Consider the following 20,383-nt stretch of genomic DNA (forward strand, 5'->3'; position numbering starts at 1 on the left):
CTCATCGTCCTTTCCTAGAGCGAGATTTCCAATTGTCGGCGCGGGCCTGTTCGACATGCTGCTGCAAGGCTTCCTGCAATCGTTTCGCCAAGGCGAGCATTCGGGGCGGAATGGGATCGGTTGCAGCAAAGCCCGGCAGTTCCGAGGATCGCAGCAACGTTTGTTTTGTCGGCTTTAGATCAGGTGTTCGTTTTGACATTGAAATTACCACAAAAGTTCCTGAAGTTAACGCCTTGTGCGCTGACTTGTTCCGGTCCTCTCGTCCGTTATATGCTGGCTTTGCGTTCAGCCCGATCGTGGTTTGGGTCAATTTGGCCGCCCTGTGGTCGAGGCTGTTCAACCAGGGGCGTGCGGTGACATCCCAGATGAAGAGATTTCCCATTGTGGGCGTCGGCGCTTCAGCCGGCGGCATCCCTGCGATGGAGGGGCTATTCAAAGGCCTCAGCGGCCAGCCCGGCATGGCGTTCGTCATCGTTACCCATCTCAGCCCGGAGCGCGAAAGCCTGCTTCACGAGGTGGTCGGGCGTTATACGCGGATGCCGGTTATCGTCGTCGAGGACGGCACCACCGTCCTATCCGACCACATTTATGTGATGCCCCACAACGTCGTTCTCACGATCGAGAAAGGGGTGCTGCACCTGCGGCCGTCGAATGTGCTCAACCGCGAGCGCAAGCCGATCGACATCTTCTTCAGCGCGCTTGCCGAAGATCAGGGCGAATATGCGGTCGGGGTCATTTTGTCGGGCGGCGATTCCGACGGCACGCTGGGCGCAAAGGCGATCAAGGAGCGGGGCGGATTGACGGTCGCCCAAGCTCCGAACGGTCACGGTCCGCGCAACCCCGACATGCCGCGAAGCGCGATCTCCAGCGGGCTGGTCGACATTGCGGCGCCGGCCGACGAGATTGGCGCGAAGCTTGAGGGCTTTGCCCGCAGCTTCGATATGCTGAACGGAATCGCCGAGGACGGCGGCGGGAACGGTGCGGCAGACATCGATCGGCTGCGTGAGGAAATCTACGCCATTCTGCGCGGTCATTCTGGTCACGACTTCTCCGGCTACAAGGCCAAGACATTCCTGCGTCGCGTAAAACGGCGCATGCAGATCGCGCAGCTTCAGTCGATTGCAGCCTATGTCGAATGGCTGAAGAAGGACCCTCGCGAGGCGATGGACCTTTTTCGCGATCTTTTGATCAACGTCACTGATTTTTTCCGTGATCCCGATGCCTTCAAGCTGCTCGAGGAGAAGATTATCCCGCAGCTGTTCGAGGGCAAGACTGCCAGCGACGCCGTCAGGATCTGGGTGCCTGGCTGCGCCACCGGTGAGGAGGTGTTTTCCATCGGCATGCTGATGCGCGAACACATGGAGACGCTCTCGGTTACGCCACGCGTCCAAATATTTGCGACTGACATCGATGAGGCGGCACTCGCGGTGGCGCGTGCGGCACGTTACCCCGCGGCATTGCTGCAGGGGGTTTCGCCCGAACGCAAGCAGCGTTTTTTCAGCAGCGACGGCGACAGTTACGTGCTAGCCAACGAGGTACGGGAGTTGTGCGTCTTTTCCCCTCACAGCGTCGTCCGCGACCCGCCGTTTTCACGCATGGACATGGTTTCATGCCGCAATCTGCTGATCTATTTCGGCTCGAACATCCAGAACCGGGTTATTCCGATCTTCCATTACGCGCTGAGGCCGGGCGGTTACCTTTTCCTCGGCACGTCCGAAAGCGTCGGCCAGCACGACAACCTCTTCGCCACGGTGGATAAGAAGCAGCGCATTTTTCAGGCACGGGAACATGCCTCGCCCCATATAACGCTGCCGACGCTGATCGGCGACGGCCGTTCGGGCGCCTTTCTGCCCGAAGGCATGCGGTCGAAGAAAGGGACCGCCAGCTATCCGCTTCGGCAGGCGGTCGAGGCACAGGTGCTGGAGCGTTTCGCGCCGCCGCATGTCCTGGTCAATGGCGACGGTGACATCGTCTACTATTCGGCCCGGACCGGCAGATATCTCGAAGCGCCACAAGGCATTCCAAGCCGGCAAGTGCTGACTTTGGCCCGCCGCGGGCTGCGGCTCGACCTGCGTGCGGCGTTGCGGGAAGCGGTCGCGACGCGCCGCACCGTGGTGCGGGAAAATGTCATCGTCGATGAGGACGACGAACCGGTCCAGTCGATCAAACTCACAGTCGAGCCCCTGGCCGAACGCGGCAAGGGCGAACGGCTGTATCTTGTCCTGTTCGAACCATCGGGCCCGGTGCAGGCGCGGTCGGACGTGGGACGCGAAGAGCGCGATAGCGAAGGCACTGCGGATCTCGAGCGGGAGCTGCGCGACACGCGCGAGCGACTGCAATCGACGATCGAGGAGTACGAAACCGCCCTGGAAGAGGTGAAATCGTCGAACGAGGAACTCGTCTCCGTCAATGAGGAGGCGCAGTCGACCAACGAGGAGCTTGAGGCGTCGAAGGAGGAGATGCAGTCGCTCAACGAGGAGCTCAACACCATCAATTCGGAACTGACCAGCAAGATCGAGGAGCTCGATCACGCCAACAGCGACTTGCGGAATCTGTTCGAGAGCACCCAGATCGCAACCATTTTTCTCGACCGCAATCTGGTGATGCGCACCTTTACGCCGGCGGCCTCGTCGTTCTTCAGCCTGCGTCCATCCGACGTCGGCCGGCCACTGACCGAACTTTCGAGTCAGCTCGACTATCCCGAGCTGAAACAGCACATCGATGCCGTGTTCGAAACCGGAGAGACCCTGAACCATCACCCGGCGCGCGACGCCCAGGGCCGGTTTCATATGGTTCGCATCAATCCCTATCGCGATAAGGACGATAGAATTCAGGGCGTTGTGGTCACGTTGGTCGACGTCACCTCCTTGGCCGAGGCGGAAAAGCAAGACCAGGTGCTCATTTCGGAGCTGAACCATCGCGTCAAGAACATGCTGGCGGTCGTCGCCAGCATCGCCAACCGCACCCGCGAAAATTCGGAAACGAAGGAGGAGTTCGCCGAGGCATTGATCGGTCGTTTGCATGCCATGTCGCGGGCTTATGGGCTGTTGTCGAAGGAGCGCTGGAAAGAAGCCGCTATCAACGAACTGTTGCGCCAGGAACTCGAACCTTTCGGCATCGACCGGTTCGAGCTTGACGGGGCTGAAGTGAAGCTCAGTCCGCAACAGGGTCTTTCCCTCAGCATGGCCATCCATGAACTGGCGACCAACGCCGCCAAATATGGTGCGCTGTCGAAACCCCAGGGCAGGGTCGTAGTGAAATGGTCAGGCGAGGGCGATGTCTTCACGCTCGCCTGGCGCGAAAGAGACGGCCCGCCGGTGAGAAAGCCCGAAGTAAACGGTTTCGGGCTTTCCCTGTTGCAGGGCGAGATCGGCTACAGGCTGGGCGGAAACGTCGAGACCGCCTTCAACAATGATGGCCTTAAGGTCCAGGTCACATTTCCAATGACGCGCAAGGAGACGTCGTGAGCGACCGGCTGCGCGTTCTGGTGGTCGAAGATGAATGGCTCATCGCCGAGGACGTCGCTGCTTGTCTGCGCGCTTCGGGGCATCAGGTCGTTGGCCCGGCCCCCTCGGTGGCGGTGGCGCTTCGCCTTATCGGCGAAGATCATGTCGACGTGGCGCTGCTGGATGTTCAGCTGAATGGCGAGACAAGCCTGGCAATTGCAGAAGAATTGCAAACCCGCGACATTCCGTTCGCGTGTCTGAGCGGATTTGGACCGCACGATGTTCCATCCGCCTTCGCCACCTTCAAATTTGTTCGCAAGCCGGCGGATCAGGCTGCCATTTTGAGTGCCTTGGCTGAATTGGCCCGCACTTCCTAACTTCTTTCAGCAGCTCGTCATGGATCGGAAGGCGGAAAGCGATCACCGGCAAATTGCTCCGCCCAAGGTAATGCCATGAGCCAGTTCTCACGGCGCGGTACCCACAGTTCATACTCCGGAATGAGGTCGCTGGGAGCCATGTCGAGCGAGCCGAGCATGATCTCGGCCTCGTTGTCCCGCAGCCAGGCGATATGCGAACCGCATTGCGGGCAGAAACTGCGTCTGGCGAATATCTTCATTTCTCCGCTGCCTTCATAGGCCGAAATGGGCCAGACGCCGAACGGCGTGAAGAAGCTGCCGCTGGCGCGTCGGCAATCCTGACAGTGGCAGATTCCGACGCGCTGCGGAGCGCCGCTCACTTTGAAGCGAACGGCGCCACACAGGCAGCCGCCGTCCCGTTCGACCCCGGCCATCGATCTCAGTCCAGCGGCTTTTCGGACGGCCGTGGTGTGGTGCCTGACTGGCGCGGCCGGCCCGCATTGCGGTTCGCCACCGGATTGTCCAGCGGAGCAGTCGAGGGCTTTGAGGTCCCGGCGGTCTTCGGCGTCGGCGGCTTCGCGCCCGCATCCGTATTGTCGGCGTCCCGCCTTGGATGGGGCAAGCCGCCGGCATCCGTCTGCCGGATTACCGGCTTCGATGTCGTATTCTCTTTGCCCATGGTGTCTCCTTCCTGCTGCGAGAGTGTCGGTGAACAGCTCATTTCGCTCGCTGCTCATCACTCGTGCATGTCAACCGCCGGCGAGGTGCGAAGTTCCACGGCCTGAAGCTTCAAGCGTCTTCTTGGGTGCGCAACGTATGTTGCACGCGCATTCCTGTAGATGGGAACCATTTTCGCCACCGGCTGTTCGGCTCGCAGGAAGGAGCCGGACATGCAGCGACGCAACGCTATACTTTCGCTGGCCATAGCCGCGATTATTATCGTCGGCTTTCTCATAGGCTTTCTGTACGGCGACATGGGCTGGCAAACCTCGCCGGTTAAAAGAGCGCCTGAGCAGAACCAAGGTGGCAACGCCCCGGCCGACACCTCGCCTGCGGCGGGCGTCAAGAAGAATCCCCGGGAGAATACCGAGATGCCGGACCAGCAATAATCGCGATCCTGCGGGCCAATGCCGGCACGCTTCGGTGGGCAAGCAGCTCTTTAGTTAGCGACCGCCCCGGCGGAACAATTCGTCAGCCTCCCAATTAAAGCAGAGAAGCTGGCTTGGAGCAGATGGATGGGTATTTTTTCCGACCTCGACAAAAAGCTGACGGACAATCTCTACGCGCACGGTAACGATCTCATCGATCCTGCCGCGGACCTTCCCGAGAAGATCGAGGAGAGGGTCGAACTCCTGATGCCGTTCGTTCAGCCCGAGGCTCGCGAGTTGGTTCGATCGCAAATCCTTGGCCTTATTCAGGAGTACAGGAATGAGGATGCCGCGCCCTCGACCTAGGCGAGGATCGCGTCAACTGCGAGCCTTGCAGGCCCTGTTCGGAATGGAATTTGGCGGGCGTCATCCATCCTGGTCTATGGCATGGGGCGCGGGCTGGGTCTCGACGCTGGTCTGGCCGGTCTGGTCGGCCCACAGCCAAACGATGAAGAGTACCGCCACTACGATCACTCCCAAGGAGATAAGACGAGGCATGGGCATTTTCCTTTCCGTGCCGGACAGCCGGTCAAGATTTCGGCTTGCGGTTAGCTCCGCGCGTCGCCTGTACGGGATCGGAGCCGGCTCCAACGGTCGGGTCGGGAACGACCGGACCTCGTTCTGCTTCGGAACCCTCTGCCTCGATCTCTTGGACAGCCCGATCCCAATGCTCCCGCTCCCGCCCTTCCGGACGGCCTTCACGCTCCCATATTTCATGGGCTCGTCGCCTGATACGCTCTTCCCTGTCCATGATGGATCTCCTGCTGCTGTCCTAAATCCCGCGGTCGATGGTTTTGTTCCGCGCTGCCCGGACAGTTCTCGCGCGAGAGAGCACGTCGAATATTCGCGGGCCGGAGAGTAAAGTGAACAATATGCCTCCAGCGGCCGAGATCGAAATCCAATGAGAGTCCTCGTCGTCGGCGCCACTGGCCTGATCGGCGCTTCGGTCTGCGCCCGCCTCGTTTCCGAAGGCCATGAGGTGGTCGGCATCGTCCGCAGCCCTCGGGACAATGGAGCTCGCGGCTACCAATCATTGGTGCTGGACATGGCGACCGCGCTACGCCCTGAAGATTGGCTGCCGCATCTCACCGGCATCGATGCCGTCGTGAATTGTGCCGGCGTTCTGCAGGATAGTCCCCGCGAAAACACCGGGCAGGTTCATCGCGATGCGGCGGCGGCTCTTTTTCTCGCCTGCGCGCGGGCCGGCGTTGCCAAGGTGATCCACTTCTCTGCAATGGGTGTGGATCGTGCACAGCCTTCGTCGTTCTCGGCGACGAAACATGCCGGCGATCAGGCTCTGATGGCGCTTGATCTGGACTGGATTATCCTTCGCCCTTCCGTCGTGCTCGGCCGGCCTGTGTTTGGAGCCAGTGCGTTGTTTCGCGGTCTGGCCTCGCTGCCGGTCCTGCCGTCGATGCCCGATACCGGCCGGCTGCAGGTTGTGCAGCTCGAGGATGTGGTCTCGACGGTGCTCTTCTTTCTCGATCCCGGCAGTCGGTCCCGTATTGCGCTGGAACTTGCCGGCCCCGAACAGCTGACCATGGACGAGATCGTCGGCACTTTCCGCGGCTGGCTCGGCTGGGCTCCAGCATCGAGACTTGTCTTGCCGGGATGGGTTGCGCGGCTTCTTTACCGCCTCGGCGATCTTGCCGCGATGCTCGGCTGGCGGCCTCCGATGCGCAGCAACGCCGCCAGGGAGATCACACGAGGGGCGATCGGAGATCCCTCGGACTGGATTTCCTTGACCGGCATACAGCCACAAAGCCTGGCGCAGTTCCTCGCGCTCAATCCCGCAACCGTGCAGGAAAAATGGTTTGCCGGGCTTTATTTCGCCAAACCTGCGATCTTCGTCGTCCTGCCCTTCTTCTGGATCATGACGGGGATTGTGTCGCTGACCACTGGCTTCGGCAACGGCATCGGCCTCATGCAAAGCACCGGGGCCGGGATGTTGTCGGCGCCGACCGTAGTCGCCGGCGCTCTCGCCGACATCCTTGTCGGCGCGCTCATAGCCTGGCGGCCAACGGCGCGAAAAGGCCTCTACGCTGGTATTGCGCTCTCGCTGTTTTATCTGATCCTGGGCACCTTCCTGCGCCCGGACCTTTGGAACGAACCGCTTGGGCCATTCTTGAAGGTCTTGCCGATCATCGTCCTGCACTTTGTTGCCTTGGCAATACTGGAGGAGCGCTGATGCTTTATTTCGTGCTGAAGTACCTGCATGTCATCGGTGCCAGTGTGCTGCTTGGCACCGGCGCCGGCATCGCCTTCTTCATGCTTCTCGCCCACAGGACCGGCAATGCGGCAACGATTGCGGCCGTGGCGCGCATCGTGGTAATCGCCGATTTCCTCTTCACGGCAACCGCGGTTGTGGCGCAGCCGATAACCGGCGTCGCGCTTGCCTGGCAGGTCGGTTACCCGCTCTCCGAAGGCTGGATCGTGCTCTCGATCGCACTCTACATCGTCACCGGCGTTTTCTGGCTGCCGGTGGTATGGATGCAGATGGAGATGCGTAATCTGGCATCCGCAGCCGCTAAAGCGGGCACCCCGCTGCCGGCCCGGTATATCAGGCTTTTCTGGCTGTGGTTCGCCTTTGGCTTTCCCGCCTTTGCTGCCGTCCTCGGGATCTTCTGGCTGATGATCGCGCGGCCAGCGATCGAGTGGTAGCGCTTGCCGCGACAGCCCCGTGCGGCTTCGATTTTCGGCGCCGGAACATCTTTCCCACGAGTGCGTTCGGCGCGGATGGATCAAGCCGTACGCAAACGCCGACATTCAGCCTCATCCTGGACTGACGCGGATGTCCTCATCGTTGGTGGCGGGCCTGCCGGATTGGCGGCCGCGATCTATCTCGGCAGGTTCCGCCATCGGGTCGTCGTGGTGGACGCGAATGAGGCGCGCGCCACACTGATTGCGGAAAGCCGCAACTGTCCGGGATTTCCGGAAGGGATCAGCGGCGCCGATCTTCTGCACCGGCTTCGTGCGCAGGCCGACAAATACGGAGCGACACTGGTGGAGGGTCAGGTGTCATCGATCGAGCCGACCGTAGGCGGGTTTGGCGCCGAGACAAACGCAGGGCGGATCGGCGCCCGCAAGATTTTCCTGGCGACGGGTATTGTCGACCTTGTACCTGCTATTCCGGACTTGCGCGAGGCCATTGCCAGAGGCAGCGTACGCCTATGCCCGGTTTGCGACGGCTACGAAGTCATTGATCATCGGGTCGCCGTCATCGGGGAGGAGGCGAAGGCACTGCGAGAGGCCATGTTCCTCAAGCAGTATACGCAGCACGTCACAATGCTGGCTCGCTATCTTCCGGATTTTTCGGCCAGCACGCGGCGCGTGGCGATGGAAGGAAACATTGCCATTTGCGATGCCTTCGAAAGGTTTGTTCCTGCCGGCAGCGGCTACGATGCCGTCTTCGGGGACGGCGCCGTGCGCCATTTTGACGTCATCTATCCGGCGATGGGTTGCCGGGTGCGTTCCGAGCTCGCGCTGGCAATGGGCGTCAAATGCTGCGACGACGGCTACGTCGTCGTCGACAAGCATCAGCGGACCTCGGTCGAGGGGGTGTATGCCATCGGCGACCTCGTCAAGGCCTTGAACCAGATCGCTGTCGCTTTCGGCCAGGCTGCGATAGCCGCAACAGATGCACACAACGACTTGGCCCTCGGGTACGAATGAGCTCCGGAAGCATGTCTGGCTAGCGCAGCATGGCTGCTATCACGAAGACCGCGGCCGCTACGAGAACGACTGCGGCAATCACCAGCACCGGCCAGTTCTTGCCAGGCTGAAGATCAGGCTCGCTTCTTACCGGGCGCATCGCATTGGCGAAGCTTGCTTCGTTCTTGAACTCCGGCTGTCGCCGGGGACGAGCCTCGGTGGCAGGAGTTGGCACGTCTGCCGCTTCTGCGTCAGTCTCTTCAGGTGCAGCGGCAGGGTCGAATCCCGGGTTTTTGTCCTGCGTCGCCTGAATATCGCCTCTCGCTTTGGCGGGCGTCTGATCTCGTTGTGCGGCCATCATCGTCTCCCTGGCAACCAAACTTCAATCTGCCTCAGCGGTTCCAGTCTGCGCCCGAATTGCTGAACACCGACATGATCCGGCCACTCCGGAACAGACGCAGCCTTTCGCAGTTGTGTTGGATCATTACCGGTGAGTTGGCTATGCCGTCTGCACTCGAGCAACTGGCTCAATCCGTGAAAAAGCGACGAGCGATCTTGTTCGTCGGAGCGGGGGTGTCGATGAGCGTCGGCCTGCCATCCTGGGAGAAGCTCATCGAGCATATGGAGGATGAACTCGGCCTCGACCGCGCCACGGCCGATATGCCTGAGCCCAGCTACCAGGCGCTTGCCGAATACTACCGGCTAAAGCATGGGAGTATCGGCTCCTTGCGCAGCTGGATGGATCGCGAATGGAGCGTCTCGCGGAAAAACGTGAAAGGATCCGCGATCCACGAGCTGATCGTGTCACTCGATTTCCCGATCATCTACACCACCAACTACGATCGAAATCTTGAGGTGGCGTTCGAACTCCACGACCGGCCGTTCGTAAAGGTGGCCAACGCCAAGGACATCGCCAAAGTGAACGGCGAGGCTACCCAGATCATCAAATACCACGGGGATTTCGATGACGATGCATCGCTGGTTCTGGCCGAGTCCGACTATTTCGAGCGGCTGTCGTTCGATTCGCCGCTGGACGTGAAGTTTCGCGCCGACGCGCTGGGGCGCACCATTCTGTTCATCGGCTACAGCATGTCCGATATGAACATCCGGCTGTTGCTGTATCGGCTGTGGGAAACCTGGCGCCGGTCCGGCTACGAAAAGAACCGTCCGAAATCCTTCGTTTTCATGCCGCAACCGAGCGTCGTCCAGGAAGCCGTTCTCGGACGCTGGGGCATCGACATGTTGACCGAGGAGGCCGATCGGCCGGAAGACGCTCTGGTGACATTCCTGAGCAAGCTCAAGGATAAGATAGACCAGGGTTAGCACGTGACGTTCTGTTCAGCCCGGCCGGGAACATTGTCGATCGCTGCCGCGTTCATAGCCGGGAAGGGACGCTGTTTGCGGAGGCCTATGATGGGCCACTTCGATATGATCGATCTCGTTTCCGTCATCGATGCCTGCACGACCGGCCGCGCGGCAGGGCGATTGGTGTCGATGGCCAAAGCCGTGGAAGAGTTGCGGGTGCTGACCGGTGATTTCATCTCGCCGGACGAAACCGTGGCCAATGCTTTGTCGCCGGTGGCGCTGGAGCGCGGCTGCGCGGTCCTGTTCGACGAGCAGCCGGGCGCCGACATCCTGCACACGCTATGGCAAGAGGTCTGACTGGCGAAAGCCGCCTGAGTGTTGCCGTGCCGGCGGGCGCGGCATCCGTTTGACGGCACGGTGCCGCGCGTTGCGGCCTCCGTCCGGAGCGCTAGCGGCGGTTTGAACCCGGACCGTCACAGGAACGTTTAACCGCCGCAGGAGACAATTGGAGAGACGCCATGACTGAAAACGAGACCCGTTACGAACATGGTGCGACCAAGTACCCGGCCAAGAGAGATGCGGACGCGTCTGATCAATTCTCCCAAGAGGCGGCCGCCAACAAGAAGCCTGCCGGGGGGATGGGCCTGACACGGTCAAGAAACGAGGTGGAGGACAAAACCCATCAGTCCGAAGGGAAAAATCCGCCCGGACAGTCCACCCCCAGTGCCGCGACGGAAAAGACGTCCGGCGCCGGTCCGTCGATCGCCGAGCGTTCCAAGGATGCCAAGGCCCCGAAGAGCGGCCGCCAGCCAGGCGCCTACGTCAAGGAGTGACCGGCTAGCGAACCTTCAGTCAGCCCATCATCGTCTTCAGCGGCTCCCGAGCGAGGTTTGCTTCGATTTCCTTGCGGCCCGGCGTTTCCCGCAGCGCTGTGCGCATGTTCTTGCGATATTCATCCGGCATGCGCGGCGGCAGCATGGGTTCATATGCGTCGACGACCGCCTCTATGATCACCGGGCCTTCCGTGGCAAAGGCGGCGTCAAGAACCCCATCGACGTCCTCCGGCCGGGTGACGCTGTAGCCGATGCCTCCCATGGCCTCTGCGGCCAGGGCGAAATCGATCGGCTGGAGCTCGCAGGCAAATTGCGGATTGCCGAGGAACATCATTTGCTCCCAGGCGATCTGGTTGAGCATGTTGTTCTTGATCACCAGAAGCTTGAGCGGAATCTTGTAACGCACGGCGGTGGAAAATTCGCCAAGCTGCATAGCCAGCCCGCCGTCGCCGACCACCGCGAAAACCGGCCGGCCTGGGAAGGCGATCCCGCCGGCAATCGCATAGGGCAGCCCGCAGGCCATCGATGCCAGCGAGCCGGAGACGGCGAAATCCTGTCCTGCCTTGATGTCGATATGACGGGCGGCAAGTTCTGTATTCTGACCGGAATCAGTAGCGAGGATGGCGTTGGCCGGCATTCGATCGCCGAATGCCTTTACGATGCGTTGCGGCTTGAGCGGCACATCGTCCCTGCTTTCCGCCTCCGCCATCATCTTGCGCCAACGTTGCACGCTCTGCTGCGCGTTCTCGAGAAAGGATCTGTCCTGCTTTGGCTTCAGCCTTTCGTTGAGCAATTGCAAGGTGATGGCCGCATCCCCGACCAGACCGGCCTCGACGGGGTGGCGAAGGCCGATGCGCTGCGCATTGCGGTCGATCTGCACGCCGCGCGCCTTGCCCGGCTTGGGATAGTATTCGATGTAGGGGAAGGTCGAGCCGACGATCAGCAGCGCCTCGCATTCCTCCATGACCTCCTGCGAAGCCAGCGTGCCCAATATTCCTATTCCGCCCATGACGTGCGGGTGATCGTCCGGCAGGACGGCTTTGCCGAGCAAGGCCTTGGCAACGGGTGCGGCGAGGAGTTCCGCCGTCCTCTCGAGCTCGGCCTTCGCATTAAGCGCACCGCGCCCGGCGAGGATTGCCACTTTCGAGGCGGTGTTGAGGATGTCCGCTGCAAGAGTGAGCTGGGCGTCGTCGGGTCGTTTGTCCCCTTCGAACCACCGCTCAGGTGTATGTTTTGGAAGATTGCGCAGCGAGCGCTTTGCCGCCGTCTGTTCCTGCACGTCGCTTGCTATCGAAAGATGCGAAACGCCGCGTCCCGCAAGCGCCGAACGACAGGCCAGGCCGGCGACGTTTTCCATATGGGCTGCGTCGCTCACTTGCGTGTTGAAGACGGTGACGTCGTTGAAGACGCGGGTGAGATCGACGTCCTGCTGGGTGAACGTCTCGATCAGGTCGTGAAACTGCATGCCGGTTATGGCAAGGACCGGCGCCTGGTCGAGCTTTGCGTCATAGAGGCCGGTGAGCAGGTGCGTGCCTCCTGGCCCTGAGGTGGCGAGACAGACGCCGAGCTTGCCGGTCCATTTGGCATAGGCTGTCGCCATGAAAGCCGCGGATTCCTCGTGCCGCACCTGTACGAAGCGGATCTTGTCCTGCCTTGTGCGCAGCGCCTCCATGATGCCGTTTATGCCGTCCCCCGGCAGGCCGAAGATCACGCGTACGTCCCAGGCGATCAGTGTGTCGACAAGGATCTCGGCAGTGTTGGGCATGGTTGCCTCCTGTGCGTCTGGTGGATTTATCCCCTGCAGCTTTGCGCGCTCGCTGCGGCGTCGGGCGTCAGTGGTGGAAATCAGCGATCGGTTGCCGAACGACTGAGATAGCCTGATGTTCCATCGGAACGGCGGCGTTGCGAACCGCGCAGCGGAAGCCGATCGGAAATGGCCCGTCAATGGCTACTCGCAGTCTTGTGGGGTAGCGCCGAAACAAAAAACCCGCCTTGGCGGCGGGTCGTCGGCGCAAATCAGCACCATGAATAAATTCCTAGCATAACTGCCGTCACGTGTCAAGTTGAAACCACGGATCGCGAACTCGCAACGACATCCTTCCTGGTCATGTGCTCCTCTTCGCGTTCGCTCCGCCCTGCGACGACAAAGGCGCCAGCGATTTGGCCAATCGTAAACATCGGCAATTGGCGGCGGAACCCAGGAACGGTTTCGGCGCCTTCTCGGTTGTGAGGAAAAGGAGATGGTCCATGTTTGAGAACAGCATGTGGTTGCTCGTCGTTGCAGGCGGTCCGCTGATACTGGCAATCCTGATCGCCTACGCACTCGTTACGCGACGCCGCCGCGGTCCCGCAGAACGCAGGGAGAGCGAGCGGGCGACCGAGCGCTTGTATCGCGAAGAGAAAGACTGAGATGAGCGAAGGACGGCTTATTCGACCGCCATTTCGGAACGATCCCGCCGCCCTGCCATTATCGCCATAGGACAGGCCCAGCTCGTGGAGAGCACGATAGGTCGGCTTCGGCACGGCCTGCACTCACCGGGAATCCGACGATTGCCGCCAACGACCTGGGCACCAATCGAAGCGAGGCATCTTGGAGGAACCAATGGCTGGACGCAGGACCCATGAACAGCAGATGCGCATCATTGAAAAGCGAGAGAACACGAAGGGTGCCGACAAGGATTTCGACGCAGAGGCGGACCTGAAGCGATCGGCAGAAGAACGTGAAGCGTTGCGCAAGGGATCGGAAATCAGGTCCGACACACCCGACCTTGTCGATCCTGACGACCGCAACATCCTTCGCGGAAAAAATCAGGAGAGCGTTCATCACAAGAACCGCCCCGACGACTGACCCCGACGACTGGCCCGGACGGTTAGTCGCGTCATCCCACACGAATTGGAGAAAGCCCATGGCAAAAGGTAGCAAAAAGCACATCGGAGCAGGTTCACAGGGGAAGGGTTCTGGTACAGGCGCCATGACCACGACCCCGAAGGATAAGATCGGGGAAAACCAGGTTCTGTCCAACCGGGACAAGGCCCAACATACCAAGGAACGCGGTCTGGATTCCAAGCAGATAGCGACCGACCAACGCCAGGATCACGCTGCCAATCGTTTGCGGGACTGACAGCCACTCGCCGTATGGCGCGGTCGCCTGCCCTCCAGGGGAGGCCTCATTCGGCATTGCCGATGCGGCTTTTACCCGGCAGCACCGCGACCGACGAAAACCTATTCGCGATGACAGAAACAAGTGACGCGAGAGCGGGCAGCAACTCCTGCAGATGATGACGACAGAGCACTTCGTGCTGCAAACCGCCCGGGCAGCCACGATTCAGGAGGCGAACCAGCGCGCCAATTTGTTCCTGACCTCCGTATCGAGCGCGACGATTGCTCTCGCCTTTCGTCGCTCAGGTGACGAAGATGGGCCAGCCATTCGTGCTGTTCAGCCTGATCCTGCTGCCATGCCTCTACTTCGTCGGACTGGTCACCTTTGTCAGGGCCGTGCAGGTGGCAATTGAGGATATGGTCCACGCACGCGGCATGGCGCGGATCAGGCACTACTATACCGAGCTGGCGCCATCCATGGCGCGATATCTTGTCCATTCGACGCATGACAACCAGCTTGCCTTGCTTGCCGATGTCGGTCTCAAGCCTACCTCTTGGCAGTCGTTCACCAGCACCGCCGGCATGGTCAATGTCGTCAACGGTGCGATCGCCGGCGTCTTTGCCGGTGTGATGACCAATGCCGTCCTTGGGTCGACGATCAGCCTCGCCGTGGTCGTCGGAATGCTGGCCTTTGCGGTGAGCAATGGTTGCCTTTGGCAATATCACACGCGCAACTGGGCCGCCGCGGAGCACAAATTGCGAGTGTTGTTTCCGAGTGCGCCGCGGCCGTCGTGAGGCGCATCTATCCGATACCTTGCATCTTCGGGATTTCGGCAATCTGCCGAAATCGGCCATTTTCCACCACATAGAGCGCCGTGACAGCGGCCAGGTTGTCGCCTTTTTCGTCCCACTGCACCGGATCGCTATAGGCAATGCCCTGGAAACGGAGCTTCCGCATCGCAATCAGAACGTCGCGTCGGCTCGGATTTCCATTGGATTCGGTGATCGCGTCCTTGATTGCGGCGATCAGCACGCGGGCTGAATCGTAGGAATTCACGGCATAGTTGCCGATCGGTCCAAACAGCGCCGCGTAGCGCGCGGCGAAATCGCTCGAACCCGCGACCTTGCCCAGTGCGGGCGTAGCGGACAACACAAGAACGCCTTCACCCAAGGTCGCGGTTTCTCCTGCAGGCTCAAGGAAATTCACCGCGTCCCAACAGCCGTCACCGCTGGCAAAGAGCTGGTCGAGACCTGCACGGCGCATTGCTCGCAGGATGAACGCACCCTCGAAACTGCCGCCGTAGAACAGCAGGTCGAAATCGGCCCGCAGGGACGCGACTACGGGTTCAAAATCGCGGCTCCCTTCGCGAACCGTTCGCCGCTCCGCGATGCGTCCTCCGAGCGACAGGAATGCCCGCGAGAACGCGCTGCCCATGCTGTGGCCGTACATGGTTTCAGTTTCGACCAGGACGGCGCGGCGCTTGCCCATGACGTCGTAGAGATGACGGGCAATGGCTGCTCCGGTCTGGTCGTCGCGGTTGGTGAAGCGAAAGACGTTCGGCAGAGCGCGCTCGGTGAGCGCCGTGTCGGAAGCGATCGGCGTGATCATCGCGAGGTCGTGGGCGGCATAGGTCTCCGCCGCAGCGATGGTGACATTGCTGTTGTAGTGGCCAACGACGCCAAGCAGATCCGGCTGGCTGCAAAACTCGTCCGCAATTTGCCGTCCGCTCTCGACCTTGCCCTGATCGTCCGCGGCCTCAAGCAAGATGGGAAGCCCCGCAATGTCCGCGATCTGCTCCTCGACCGCGAGCTCGATCGCCTGCTTCATCTCGGCGCCGAGCGCTGCCGCGTTTCCCGACAATGGGGCGCCGATTGCGATCCGGATCGCTTCCGACATTGAAATGGTCCTTGCTGCCGAGCTGTCTCTCCCGAACTGCGCTTGCGCTCATCGGTTCCGTCTCGAACCGGAAAATGATGAATTCGACGGCATCAGGTTTCCTGAGGGTCGAAGACGAGCGATCTTGCTCGCGAGCCTGGGCGCGCGACGAAACGCAGCTGGAACAATCGATACCCTGGTGCGTTCGGCTGTTTTACATCTGCCGGGGTTCCCTGATGGCGCCACGTCCTTTCTGGAAAGGCTATCTGAAGCTTTCGCTGGTGACCTGTCCGGTCGCGATGACGCCCGCTACCACCGAGAGCGAAAAGGTCCGGTTTCATACGCTCAATCGCAAGAGCGGGCATCGGGTCGTCAGCCAATATGTCGATGCCGTCAGCAGCAAGCCCGTTGCTGAAGACGACGAGGTGAAGGGGTACCAGCGCGGCGAGGACGAATACGTGCTGCTCGAGGACGACGAGCTCGACGCGGTTGCGCTTGAGAGCACCCGTACGATCGACATCGACATGTTCGTCGATGCCGACAGCATCGGCTGGATCTGGTACGACAAGCCCCATTACCTCACCCCTGACGACCCGGTCGGGGAGGAGGCATTCTCCGTCATTCGCGACGCCATGCAGTCGACAGGGACGGTCGGAATATCGCGACTGGTCATGTATCGCCGCGAGCGCGCCGTCATGCTCGAACCCCGAGGCAAGGGCATTGTGTTGTGGACGCTGCGCTATGGTGACGAGGTTCGCGATCCCGAGGATTATTTCGGCAAGATCGACGACGCCAAACCCGACCCGAAAATGATGGACATGGTCTCGACGCTAATTGATGAGCGAACCAAGCAGTGGGATCCCGCCATGACCGGGGATCCCGTCCAGGCGCGGCTGCTGGAGATCATTGCCTCGAAGAAGAAGGGCAAGAAGCGTCCGGCCAAAGCCAAGGCCAAGCCCGAGCAGCCCAGCAACGTGATCAACATCATGGATGCGCTGCGCAAGAGCATCGGCTCGGAGGCCGGAAAGCGAAAATAGGCGCACGGAGTTGCTCGGGAGGACAAAGGCGGCACAATGAAGGTCATCCCTCGCGACGGCGGCTTCCCTCTGCCGCTCGATACGCCTCCAATGGAAGCCAAGGCCGCTGATGCGATTCCTGAAGGAGACGGATGGCAATACGAGCGCAAATGGGATGGTTTTCGCTGCCTGGCATTCCGGCAGGATGACGCGGTGGAGTTGCGCGCAAAGTCAGGCAAGCCGCTCGGACGCTATTTTCCCGAACTCGTCGCGACATTGAAGGAACTGCCGTCGCGCCGTTTTGTGGTCGACGGTGAAATCGTCATCTCGGTCGACGGCAAGTTTTCGTTCGACGCGCTCCAGATGCGGCTTCATCCCGCCGAGAGCAGGATCCGCAAGCTGTCCGCCGAAACCCCGGCTCGCATCGTCCTGTTCGACATGCTCTGCGATGAGCACGGAACCCTCTGGTTGGCGCGGACGCTGAAAAAACGGCGAGCGATCCTTGAGGCTTTCGTCGCTTCGGCAAATCGCAAGGACATCGTGCTTTCGCACTGTACACGCGATGTGAAGGAAGCCCGCTCCTGGCTAGGGGCTGCCGGACATGGCGCGACGGACGGCGTGGTCGCCAAGCGCCTGGACGGTCCGTACCAACCGGGGGTGCGCGCGATGGTGAAGGTAAAGCGGTTGCGGTCGGCCGATTGCGTGGTCGGCGGCTTTCGCTATCTCAGCAACAGCCGCCAGGTCGGCTCTCTGTTGCTGGGTCTGTACAACCAGGCCGGCAAGCTCGATCACGTCGGCTTCACTTCGACCATTGCCAAGGACGACAGGGCCGAACTTACCCGCAAGCTCGAAGCGATGCGCGAGCCACCCGGCTTCACCGGAAAGGCGCCGGGCGGGCCGAGCCGCTGGAGTACCGAGCGCAGCGGCGAATGGGAACCGGTCCGTCCCGAATTGGTGGTGGAAGTGCGCTTCGATCACGTTACCGGCGACCGTTTCCGGCATGGCACCAAATTCCTGCGCTGGCGGCCCGACAAGGCGCCGGAACAATGCACGTTTGAGCAGATCGCCTGATTGCCCTGATGCATGCCCTTCGTAAGGCAGGCCTCAAGCCGCTTTCTTGCGCCGGCTTCCCGGTTCTTCGATCGGCGCTGCGGCCGCGCGGAAATCCTGCCAGGGATCCGACGATAGCGAGGCAAGCCGGACGGGTGTGTTCTCGACGGTAAAATAAGCCGGTCCGATGCCGGGGCCGAGCTCGTCCCAGGAAAGCGGCATCGACACCGCCGCACCCGGTCGGGCTCTTGTCGAATAGGGTGCGACTGCGGTCGCACCGCGCTGGTTGCGCAGATAGTCGACGAGGATTTTTCCGCGTCGTTTCGATTTGGTGATGGTCGAGACGTAGCGGCTGGGATTGTCCGAGGCCATGGCGTCGGCAATCGCTTTGGTGAAGGCCTTTACTTCTGGCCATTTCGCTTTCGGTTTCAATGGCGCCACGACGTGCAGACCCTTGCCGCCGGAGGTCTTGATGAAGGGGACAAGCCCTGCATCCTTCAGTCGGTCGCGGGTCTCGACGGCGGCTTCGATCACCGCCTCCCAAGCCACGCCTTCGCCGGGATCGAGGTCCATGATGATCGTGTCCGGACGCTCCCAATCGCTCACCATCGAGCCCCAGGGGTGGATCTCCAGCGCCGCCGACTGGACAAGACCGATCAGCCCATCGAGGTCATTGATGCTGATCAGCCGCTCGTCGGGCGGGTCCTTGGGATCGTGGACCAGCACGATATTTGGATTGAGACCCTTCCAGGCATGCTTCTGGAAGAACTTCTCGCCCGAAATGCCGTTGGGACATCGCAGCAGCGCCAGTGCCCGGCCGACGATGTAGGGCGATGCATAGCGCCAGACTTCGGCATAATAGTCGGCGAGACCCTCCTTGGTCACGCCCTGGTCCGGCCAATAGAGGCGGTCCGGGTGGGTGAGCTTGACGGTCCGGCGCTGAGGTTTGGGTGCTGCCTTGTTCGTCTTCGGCGTTTCGCGGACGATCTCCTTCGCCGGCTTGTCTTCGCGCAACCCGCGGAACGAGGCGTGGCGCAGATTGCCGTCGGCGGTCCAGGCGCGGAACTCGATTTCGGCGACCAGTTCCGGCCTGACATAGCGGGCTTGCCGCGCCTCCTCAGCGGTCAGCCGCTCGTCGAACGGGCTCGACGGAATGCGGATCCGCTCGAGCTTCTTGAAGAGGCTCTGCGCGACCGCTGCCGTGTAGCCGGTGCCGACGCGTCCGACATGATGAAGCTTGCCGTCGTCATAGACACCCAGGACAAGCGAACCGATCGCGTTGCGCGAAGTTGTCGAGGGGACATAGCCGGCCACGACGAATTCCTGCCGTGCCGAGCATTTCGACTTCACCCAGTTCTTGCTGCGGCCCGCGCGGTAAGGCGCATCGCGAAGCTTGGAGACGACACCTTCCAGGCTCAGCCGGCAGGCGTGTTGCAGGACCAGAGCGCCGTTCTCCTCAAAATGTCCGCTGTAGCTGATGATACCGTTATCCCCGCCGATGATCTTTTCCAGCAGCTCCTTGCGCTTGATCAACGCCACGTCGCGCAAATCGTACCCGTCGAGATGAAGCAGGTCGAAGACGTAGAAGCGAAAGCGATCGCTGCGGCCCTCGCTGAGATCGGCTTGCAACGCGGAAAAATCCGATGCGCCGGCGGAGGTCTCGACCACGAGTTCACCATCGATCAGCGCCGTTCCGACAGGGATATCGGCCAGCGCCGAAATGACCGCTTTGCCGAATTTTTTCGTCCAATCCAGACCGCTCCGCGTCAACAGTTTGACGCGGCCGGCTTCGATCCTGGCCTGCAGCCGGTAGCCGTCGAATTTGATCTCGTGCAGCCAGCGTTCTCCGGACGGCGCTGACGGGACCAGAGTCGCCAGCGTCGGCTCGACGAAATCGGCAAGCGCTGCCTTCTTGGCACCCTTGATCTTTGATGGCTCCGGAACGTTGGCGGGGGCGGGCTGTTTTTCCGGTGGAGCGGCCCTCGTGCGGCCGCGGCGCTTGCCGATGCGTCCTGTCTTCGACGACCAGCCGGGCGCTTCGCCGGCGACATCCTCGATCTTACGGCCGGTGGCGACGGACTCCGGCCGCTCGTCCAGAATGTCAGGATCGCCTTCGGCGCGTGCAGCCTCATCGTCGCCCTTGATCAACAGCCAGTTCTCGCGCTTTTCCCTCGGCTTTCCGGCCATCCGCACAAGATGCCAGCGGCCGTCGAGCTTCTCGCCGTGAAGTTCGAAATCGAGATGGCCTTTCGCATAGCCGCGATGCGCGTCGCCGATCGGCGCCCAAGTGCCTCTGTCCCACAGAATGACGGTGCCGCCGCCATATTCGCCCTTTGGGATGGTGCCTTCGAAACCGCCATATTCCAAGGGATGGTCCTCGACATGGACGGCAAGACGCTTCTCGCCGGGGATCAGGCTCGGCCCTTTGGTAACAGCCCAGCTCTTCAGGACGCCGTCCATTTCTAAACGAAAATCATAGTGGAGCCGCGTCGCATCATGCTTCTGTATGACGAAGCTGTTCCCAGTCCTCGGCGCCTTGCGGCCCTGCGGCTCCGGGGTGACCGAAAAATCGCGCTTCTTGCGGTAGGTCTCGAGCGCCATC

The 20,383-nt window shown here is 61.2% G+C and carries 25 protein-coding genes; 16 read left to right on the forward strand and 9 right to left on the reverse strand.

Going from position 1 to position 20,383, the window contains the following annotated elements; translation table 11 throughout:
- Position 1: 1 nt before the first annotated feature.
- Positions 2-382: a hypothetical protein gene (locus tag ABID19_RS25210; protein WP_354493619.1), complete on the reverse strand. Its 381-nt coding sequence runs from the start codon at positions 380-382 to the stop codon at positions 2-4.
- Here ABID19_RS25210 and ABID19_RS25215 point away from each other — a divergent pair.
- Positions 366-3,467: a CheR family methyltransferase gene (locus ABID19_RS25215; RefSeq protein ID WP_354493620.1), complete on the forward strand. Its 3,102-nt coding sequence runs from the start codon at positions 366-368 to the stop codon at positions 3,465-3,467. The genes ABID19_RS25210 and ABID19_RS25215 overlap by 17 nt on opposite strands.
- Positions 3,464-3,823: a response regulator gene (locus ABID19_RS25220; RefSeq protein WP_354493621.1), complete on the forward strand. Its 360-nt coding sequence runs from the start codon at positions 3,464-3,466 to the stop codon at positions 3,821-3,823. Before ABID19_RS25215 ends, ABID19_RS25220 begins: the two co-directional genes overlap by 4 nt.
- Before the next feature lie 17 nt (positions 3,824-3,840).
- Here the strand turns inward: ABID19_RS25220 and ABID19_RS25225 are convergent, their stop codons facing one another.
- Both ABID19_RS25225 and ABID19_RS25230 read right to left on the reverse strand, forming a co-directional pair.
- Entirely contained in the window at positions 3,841-4,236 is a 396-nt protein-coding gene (locus ABID19_RS25225; RefSeq protein ID WP_354493622.1) for a GFA family protein, read from the reverse strand.
- A gap of 5 nt (positions 4,237-4,241) precedes the next feature.
- Complete coding sequence (locus ABID19_RS25230; RefSeq protein WP_354493623.1) at positions 4,242-4,481, reverse strand: hypothetical protein; 240 nt, start codon at positions 4,479-4,481, stop codon at positions 4,242-4,244.
- A gap of 211 nt (positions 4,482-4,692) precedes the next feature.
- On the opposite strand from ABID19_RS25230, the gene ABID19_RS25235 reads away from it, so the two are divergent.
- Both ABID19_RS25235 and ABID19_RS25240 read left to right on the forward strand, forming a co-directional pair.
- Complete coding sequence (locus tag ABID19_RS25235) at positions 4,693-4,911, forward strand: hypothetical protein (protein WP_352929277.1); 219 nt, start codon at positions 4,693-4,695, stop codon at positions 4,909-4,911.
- A gap of 126 nt (positions 4,912-5,037) precedes the next feature.
- Positions 5,038-5,256, forward strand: a complete 219-nt coding sequence (locus ABID19_RS25240; RefSeq protein WP_352929274.1) for a hypothetical protein — start codon at positions 5,038-5,040, stop codon at positions 5,254-5,256.
- A 60-nt stretch (positions 5,257-5,316) separates the two neighbouring features.
- Here ABID19_RS25240 and ABID19_RS25245 read toward each other — a convergent pair whose 3' ends face one another.
- Together ABID19_RS25245 and ABID19_RS25250 are read right to left on the reverse strand one after the other, a co-directional pair.
- On the reverse strand, positions 5,317-5,448 hold the full coding sequence (locus ABID19_RS25245; RefSeq protein WP_352929271.1) for a hypothetical protein: 132 nt from the start codon (positions 5,446-5,448) through the stop codon (positions 5,317-5,319).
- 31 nt (positions 5,449-5,479) lie between these two features.
- Positions 5,480-5,701 carry a DUF2934 domain-containing protein gene (locus ABID19_RS25250; protein WP_354493625.1) on the reverse strand — a complete coding sequence of 74 codons (222 nt, stop codon included), beginning with the start codon at positions 5,699-5,701 and terminating at the stop codon, positions 5,480-5,482.
- A 150-nt stretch (positions 5,702-5,851) separates the two neighbouring features.
- Here ABID19_RS25250 and ABID19_RS25255 point away from each other — a divergent pair, with 150 nt between their 5' ends.
- The 3 genes from ABID19_RS25255 to ABID19_RS25265 all read left to right on the forward strand — a co-directional run bounded on the left by ABID19_RS25255 (position 5,852) and on the right by ABID19_RS25265 (position 8,622).
- Positions 5,852-7,138 (forward strand): SDR family oxidoreductase, encoded by a 1,287-nt coding sequence (locus tag ABID19_RS25255; protein WP_354493627.1) that lies wholly within the window; start codon positions 5,852-5,854, stop codon positions 7,136-7,138.
- Complete coding sequence (locus ABID19_RS25260) at positions 7,138-7,611, forward strand: DUF2269 family protein (RefSeq protein WP_354493628.1); 474 nt, start codon at positions 7,138-7,140, stop codon at positions 7,609-7,611. Before ABID19_RS25255 ends, ABID19_RS25260 begins: the two co-directional genes overlap by 1 nt.
- Before the next feature lie 75 nt (positions 7,612-7,686).
- A complete protein-coding gene (locus ABID19_RS25265) occupies positions 7,687-8,622 on the forward strand; it encodes an NAD(P)/FAD-dependent oxidoreductase (RefSeq protein ID WP_354493767.1) in 936 nt (311 codons plus the stop codon).
- A 19-nt stretch (positions 8,623-8,641) separates the two neighbouring features.
- On the opposite strand, the gene ABID19_RS34365 is transcribed toward ABID19_RS25265, so the two are convergent.
- A complete protein-coding gene (locus ABID19_RS34365; protein ID WP_435528771.1) occupies positions 8,642-8,836 on the reverse strand; it encodes a hypothetical protein in 195 nt (64 codons plus the stop codon).
- A 266-nt stretch (positions 8,837-9,102) separates the two neighbouring features.
- On the opposite strand from ABID19_RS34365, the gene ABID19_RS25275 reads away from it, so the two are divergent.
- From ABID19_RS25275 to ABID19_RS25285, 3 genes are all read left to right on the forward strand, one after another.
- Positions 9,103-9,924: an SIR2 family NAD-dependent protein deacylase gene (locus tag ABID19_RS25275; RefSeq protein WP_354493630.1), complete on the forward strand. Its 822-nt coding sequence runs from the start codon at positions 9,103-9,105 to the stop codon at positions 9,922-9,924.
- Positions 9,925-10,014: 90 nt separating this feature from the next.
- Positions 10,015-10,263: a hypothetical protein gene (locus ABID19_RS25280; RefSeq protein WP_354493631.1), complete on the forward strand. Its 249-nt coding sequence runs from the start codon at positions 10,015-10,017 to the stop codon at positions 10,261-10,263.
- 161 nt (positions 10,264-10,424) lie between these two features.
- A complete protein-coding gene (locus ABID19_RS25285; protein ID WP_354493632.1) occupies positions 10,425-10,739 on the forward strand; it encodes a hypothetical protein in 315 nt (104 codons plus the stop codon).
- Between the two features lie 19 nt (positions 10,740-10,758).
- Here ABID19_RS25285 and ABID19_RS25290 read toward each other — a convergent pair whose 3' ends face one another.
- The gene (locus ABID19_RS25290; protein WP_354493634.1) at positions 10,759-12,504 is read right to left on the reverse strand and encodes a thiamine pyrophosphate-dependent enzyme; all 1,746 of its coding nucleotides are present in this window, start codon (positions 12,502-12,504) and stop codon (positions 10,759-10,761) included.
- Between the two features lie 482 nt (positions 12,505-12,986).
- Here ABID19_RS25290 and ABID19_RS25295 point away from each other — a divergent pair, with 482 nt between their 5' ends.
- From ABID19_RS25295 to ABID19_RS25310, 4 genes are all read left to right on the forward strand, one after another.
- Positions 12,987-13,148: a hypothetical protein gene (locus ABID19_RS25295; protein ID WP_352929245.1), complete on the forward strand. Its 162-nt coding sequence runs from the start codon at positions 12,987-12,989 to the stop codon at positions 13,146-13,148.
- Positions 13,149-13,341: 193 nt separating this feature from the next.
- A complete protein-coding gene (locus ABID19_RS25300; protein WP_354493635.1) occupies positions 13,342-13,587 on the forward strand; it encodes a hypothetical protein in 246 nt (81 codons plus the stop codon).
- 58 nt (positions 13,588-13,645) lie between these two features.
- The gene (locus tag ABID19_RS25305; protein WP_354493637.1) at positions 13,646-13,861 is read left to right on the forward strand and encodes a hypothetical protein; all 216 of its coding nucleotides are present in this window, start codon (positions 13,646-13,648) and stop codon (positions 13,859-13,861) included.
- Between the two features lie 293 nt (positions 13,862-14,154).
- Complete coding sequence (locus ABID19_RS25310) at positions 14,155-14,634, forward strand: hypothetical protein (RefSeq protein ID WP_354493638.1); 480 nt, start codon at positions 14,155-14,157, stop codon at positions 14,632-14,634.
- Positions 14,635-14,641: 7 nt separating this feature from the next.
- On the opposite strand, the gene ABID19_RS25315 is transcribed toward ABID19_RS25310, so the two are convergent.
- Positions 14,642-15,736 (reverse strand): branched-chain amino acid ABC transporter substrate-binding protein, encoded by a 1,095-nt coding sequence (locus ABID19_RS25315; RefSeq protein WP_354493640.1) that lies wholly within the window; start codon positions 15,734-15,736, stop codon positions 14,642-14,644.
- Between the two features lie 215 nt (positions 15,737-15,951).
- On the opposite strand from ABID19_RS25315, the gene ku reads away from it, so the two are divergent.
- Positions 15,952-16,752, forward strand: coding sequence for a non-homologous end joining protein Ku (gene ku, locus ABID19_RS25320; protein ID WP_354493642.1), 801 nt, complete (start codon positions 15,952-15,954; stop codon positions 16,750-16,752).
- A 36-nt stretch (positions 16,753-16,788) separates the two neighbouring features.
- The gene (locus ABID19_RS25325) at positions 16,789-17,802 is read left to right on the forward strand and encodes an ATP-dependent DNA ligase (protein ID WP_354493644.1); all 1,014 of its coding nucleotides are present in this window, start codon (positions 16,789-16,791) and stop codon (positions 17,800-17,802) included.
- Positions 17,803-17,835: 33 nt separating this feature from the next.
- Here ABID19_RS25325 and ligD read toward each other — a convergent pair whose 3' ends face one another.
- Positions 17,836-20,382, reverse strand: a complete 2,547-nt coding sequence (gene ligD, locus ABID19_RS25330; RefSeq protein WP_354493645.1) for a DNA ligase D — start codon at positions 20,380-20,382, stop codon at positions 17,836-17,838.
- Position 20,383 lies beyond the last annotated feature (1 nt).

The sequence above is a fragment of the Mesorhizobium robiniae genome, from assembly GCF_040545535.1.
GTDB lineage: Bacteria > Pseudomonadota > Alphaproteobacteria > Rhizobiales > Rhizobiaceae > Mesorhizobium > Mesorhizobium robiniae.